Source organism: Candidatus Brocadia sapporoensis, assembly GCF_001753675.2.
Taxonomy (GTDB): Bacteria; Planctomycetota; Brocadiia; order Brocadiales; family Brocadiaceae; genus Brocadia; species Brocadia sapporoensis.
Genome location: NZ_MJUW02000123.1, coordinates 1 through 4,866 on the forward strand (window position 1 = coordinate 1; position 4,866 = coordinate 4,866).

At 50.1% G+C, this 4,866-nt stretch carries 3 protein-coding genes; all 3 read left to right on the top strand.

What is annotated here, in order from left to right:
* A partial coding sequence (gene hzsB, locus BIY37_RS12955; RefSeq protein ID WP_080325083.1) for a hydrazine synthase subunit beta occupies nt 1-1,152 on the top strand: 1,152 nt, incomplete at its 5' end.
* 67 nt (nt 1,153-1,219) lie between these two features.
* Nucleotides 1,220-2,242 carry a hydrazine synthase subunit gamma gene (gene hzsC / locus BIY37_RS12960; RefSeq protein ID WP_080325084.1) on the top strand — a complete coding sequence of 341 codons (1,023 nt, stop codon included), beginning with the start codon at nt 1,220-1,222 and terminating at the stop codon, nt 2,240-2,242.
* Nucleotides 2,243-2,321: 79 nt separating this feature from the next.
* Complete coding sequence (hzsA, locus tag BIY37_RS12965; protein ID WP_080325085.1) at nt 2,322-4,754, top strand: hydrazine synthase subunit alpha; 2,433 nt, start codon at nt 2,322-2,324, stop codon at nt 4,752-4,754.
* The last annotated feature ends 112 nt before the right edge of the window (nt 4,755-4,866 follow it).

The window sequence follows — 4,866 nt, forward strand, 5'->3', positions numbered from 1 at the left end:
ATTAGGAGGGAAGGAAGAGCGATGAAAGGAAGAGGATGGATAGGAGCGGTGGTATTGGGGTTGGTGATGGCGGGGGGTGGAGTAGCGAGTGGTGGTTTTATCCAGGGGACGCATGTGAAGACAGATATGCCGTCGCCGTTTTTTATTACGACGTCTCCTGATGGGGGAATGTTGTATATATGTAATCAGTCTGGTCACAGTGTGACATTTGTGGATGCGAAGACGCAGAAGGTGGTAGGCGAGGTGGCGGTTGGAGTACAGCCTGAGGCGGCAGCACCCACGCCAGACAATGCGTTTTTGTATGTATGTAACGCTGAGAGCGATAGCGTATCGATAATTGATATGGCGCGGAAGCAGGTAGTCAAGGAGATCAAGGTAGGTGACTGGCCAAGCGGGGTAAAGATTTCGAAGGACGGGAAGACCGCGTACGTTGCATGTTCCGGTTGTATGTGGAACACGATAGATGTAATCGATACGGGAAGGATGGAGAAAGTCAGGTCGATATACACAAGTGATTACGGTCCAAGGACGTTGGACATGTCGCCGGACGGGAAGACGATAGCGGTAGTTTGTGACACGGTAGGTTCCATAAACAGGAGTGTAAACTTCATCGATCTTGCAACCGGGAAGGTAACGGAGAAGAGGGTGATCCGGGATAGTTCCAACCTGAGGGATATTGTGTATACGCCGGATGGTCAGTACGTGGTGGTGACCTACCAGAGCCCGAAGAACTGGTTGCCGGTATGCGAGGCAGAGAATGGTCAGGTATTTACGAACAACATAGCGGTGTTGGAGACCAAGCCGGGTGGAAAAGTGGCGAGGTTGCCGTTGGACGATCTTAACAACTATAGTGGTGATCCCTATGGGTTGGCGATGGATCCGAAGGGCAGGTATTTGTACGTTGGGATAAGAGGGATGCATCGGGTGACAATACTGGACATGAACAAAGTGTTGGGTATTGTGAGAGGAAATTCCCAGGAAGAACTTGATTATTTGAGGGATGACCTGGGGTTGGCAAGAGATTACTTGGTGGCCAGGGTGCCGACAGGTCTTGGGCCAAGTTCAGTATGTCTGTCTCCGGACGGAAAGATTTGTTATGCAGCCAACTATTTTTCCAACAATGTGTCAGTAATAAGGACGCCGGTGGATTAACAGGTAAAGATGTAATTGAGTGAGTTTGTAACAGGAGTATATCTAAGGTATAGGAGGATAAGAGAAGATGAAAACGAGTATGAAAATTGGTTTGATTGCAGCCCTTGGTATAGCAGGGGTGGTGACGACCGGGGAGATAATGGCTGGTACACCGCAGGTGATAGCAACAATCCAGACGGGTCCTGAGTGGGAGCCTCTTCCAAGGGGTGAGCCGTTAACGGTGCCTGAGGTACATTACCGGGTAAAACACTCACCGTTTAAGAGTGAGTTGGTGAGGTACGGGCAGTTTATATTCAATGACGCATCATGGGGATTGCAGGGTGAGTATTCATGCGCCAGTTGTCATTACGAGAGGGGTCAGACAACGGGGTTAATTTGGGACTTGGGAGACGAAGGATGGGGAAGCTGGAAGAATGTGAAGTACATTCGCGGTGGAAGGTATTTGCCGCCATTCAGGCATGAGGGGTTTACGGGTCATCCGGATGAGATCGTAGGCGCCACGAGTGCGTTGGACAGGGTGTGCGGAAGAGACCCTGGGTTCGTGTTCAGGAGTGAGAACTTTTCACCGGAGAGGCTGGATGCGCTGATTTGTTACATCAGGGCGTTGGAGTTTACAGGAAGCCCGTTCAGGACTGCGGATGGTGGTTTGTCAGAGGCACAGAAGAGAGGTGAGAAGATATTTAACGATCCTAAGGTAGGATGTGCGGAGTGTCATCCTGGTGATGCATCGGATCCGAAGGCATTGTTTAGCGATGCACAGACCCATGATGTGGGGACGGGTCGTATTGGAGTAAAGGGTTTCAGGTCAACGCCCGGCAAGGTGTTTAACATAAAGGCGTTGGAGGCGGGCGAGGATCCTTATGGTGAAGAGAGCGATACGCCGATCATTGGGTTGGACCTGGTGAAGGAATTTGATACGCCGACCCTGAGAGACATTTATGCGTCAGGGACATATTTTCATGACGGTAGTGCCAGGACGTTGATAGACACGATCAACAACACGGTAAATGAGAAGGACATGCATGGAAGGACATCTCAACTGAGTCAGCAGGATTTGCAGGATTTGGTAGAGTTCCTGAAGGCGCTGTAAGGTTGTGGTGTTGGTGATCGGGTAATTGAATTGAGTGGAATACATTTTAAGAGAGTAAGTGAAAGGAGAGGACCAACAAATGGGTAAGAGGATAATAGGAGGGGTAATGGTATCGGCGTTGATAGCCGGTGCGTTGGTCTGTGGGGATATCTTTGCGTCGGGCAATCAGGTACTAACGGGCGGTTCGAAGCAGGGAAAGGCCTTATGGACGGATTATTGCGGGATGTCGAAAGAGGTTCAGGGTCCTGTGGATGTGGTAATATTTACCCAGTCACCGAGGACGGCAAAAGGGGATCCTTATCAGAACTATCCGCATTATGTGTCAGAGGGGAGCAGGATTGTTTCCTATAATTTAAAGACGAAGGAAATAAAGGTATTGACCAATGATTTTGCATCAGCCTTTGATCCTTGCACGTACTGGGATGGCAAGAAGTTTGCTTTTGCCGGAATCCATAAGAAGGGCGGCGGATGCCAGATATGGGAGATGAACATTGATGGCAGTGGTGTAAGGCAGATGACCGATTATAAGGGCACGTGCCGTAGCCCGATCTATTATGCGGCTGGCAGTATAGAAGAAGGCAAGGGTCGCATCATATGGCGTGATCGGTATTTTGAGGGAGACTGGAAGGAGAGGGGTACGGTTGACAAAACGGGGTTCATCATTTTTGCCGGTTCACCGGATGGCGTGATGGACGAGTTCCACAATCCGTATGCGTATAATCTTTTCCGGTTGGATACGCAGGGCGGGCATGTGACGGAGAGAATAACCGGCCACGTGCTTTCAGGTATAGAATTTCCAAACCTGAATACTACGATCGATCAGATCACGTACAACGTAAGTTCGAACTACGATCCTTCGTTGACGCCGGATGGAAACATCCTGTTTTCCAGCGTCCAGGCCAATGGCAGCAGGGCAGAGGGAAAAGGCAGGGTGTTATTGGAAGTGGATAACTGGGATGGTGCATATCCAAGGGCAATTTATGGTAACTGTCCCGATGAAATTGGTGGTGCATGTGGCAGGTCTCAGGCCAAGATCACCTTTGGGGATAGGAAGTTGGTGTTTGTAGAATCACCGTACATGAACTGGGGGGTTGGTCAACTGGCCGCAGTCAGTTGGGACGCTCCTTATAACAAGACCTATGAAAGGTTGACGAAGGATGACGGTGGATTGTACAGGAGCCCGTATCCTCTTCCGGATGACAGGATGTTGGTGTCATATGCAGAGAGGGGAGATTTTGGTATCTACTGGTTTGATTGCAAGAATGGCAAGGCAGGAGAATTGGTATACAATGATCCGGAGTGGAATGAACATCAGCCAGCGCCGGTGTATGTAAAGTACAGGCCGAGGTGGATCAACACCTTTACAGCAGGAAAGAATTTTGGTGTAACGGTGGTGACGTATCAGCCGTTTGATCAGGTGAAGGTGGAGGGGTATCCACATTCCTGGGGTACGTGGAATTGCTTTGACACGACGTTAACGGATACAGAGATAGGTCCGTATCCAAGCCAGAGGACAAAGGTAATGAAACCTGGCGATGTGAAGGCCGTGAGGATTGTGGAGGGAGTACAGTGCGTTGAGCCAGATGCGAGCAGGTTCAGGGCTGGGGCAGGGAGTCATCTCTTGGGTGGATGCAGGTCGAGCAGCAACTCGGGTACGGCATTCCAGCAGAGGAGGATCATTGGATATCAGAGTGTGGAGGATGATGGTTCCGTGGTGACATCTCAGACATCAGATACGCCGTACTACATCCAGATTTTAGACGACAAGGGGATGGCCGTGCAGAGCGGGTTGTCCTGGGCGTATTTGCGGCCATATCATGGCAGGATTTGCGGTGGATGTCATGATGGTTCATATAGAGGCAGGGCGTATCAGAATACCCATGCGAAATCATTGTACAACTGGTGGTATGATGACAGGAGCCACTATGATTCACCCTTTGCCTTTGCATACCTGAAGTTTGACAGGAATGGTTCCTATCAGGGAGTAAAGCATGGAGATGATGTGGTGGTACCGTCAGACGTGTACTATGGAGGTCCGTCAGGAACTACATCTCAGCCGGTGGAAGGTTTAACGGATGAGAAGAGGAGGACGGTGGATTTCCGCAGGGATCTGCAGCCGATCATTGATGCGAAGTGTGCGAATTGTCACAATGCGAGCAATCCGCCTGATTTAAGTGGCGGTGGAGAGTTGGTGGCAGTTGACGGCTTAGCTGCATTCAGTCGTGCATACAACAGCTTGCTTGAGTCGCAGAGGGGTAAGGATACGAATCTGGGGGGCAAGTACATCAATCCATCGTCGGCAATCAACAGCTTGCTGATTTGGAGGTTGTATGAGACGCCGCTGAGTCAATTTGCGCCGAGAGAGAATGTATTCCCGGTTGAAGGAAGGGTAATGCATGATAAATTCCTCACGCAGGATGAGAGATACCTGTTTGTAGAGTGGGCAGATATTGGGGCGCAGTGGGACAACATCCAGGGCCCTGATTTCTATCCTGGGTATCATTCAAGATAATATCTGAGAGAAGTCCCTGGGTTTGCTGAAGGGGACGAAAAGTCAGAAACTTGAGCTACTACGAAGAGCTGGGTTATGTGGGTCATTCACCACTGCCCAGCTCTTTGTGTTT

What these genes read in the sequence shown, in the direction of transcription:
- hzsC (WP_080325084.1), top strand. Translation starts at nt 1,220, where the DNA reads ATGAAAACGAGTATGAAAATTGGTTTGATTGCAGCCCTTGGTATAGCA.
- hzsA (WP_080325085.1), top strand. Translation starts at nt 2,322, where the DNA reads ATGGGTAAGAGGATAATAGGAGGGGTAATGGTATCGGCGTTGATAGCC.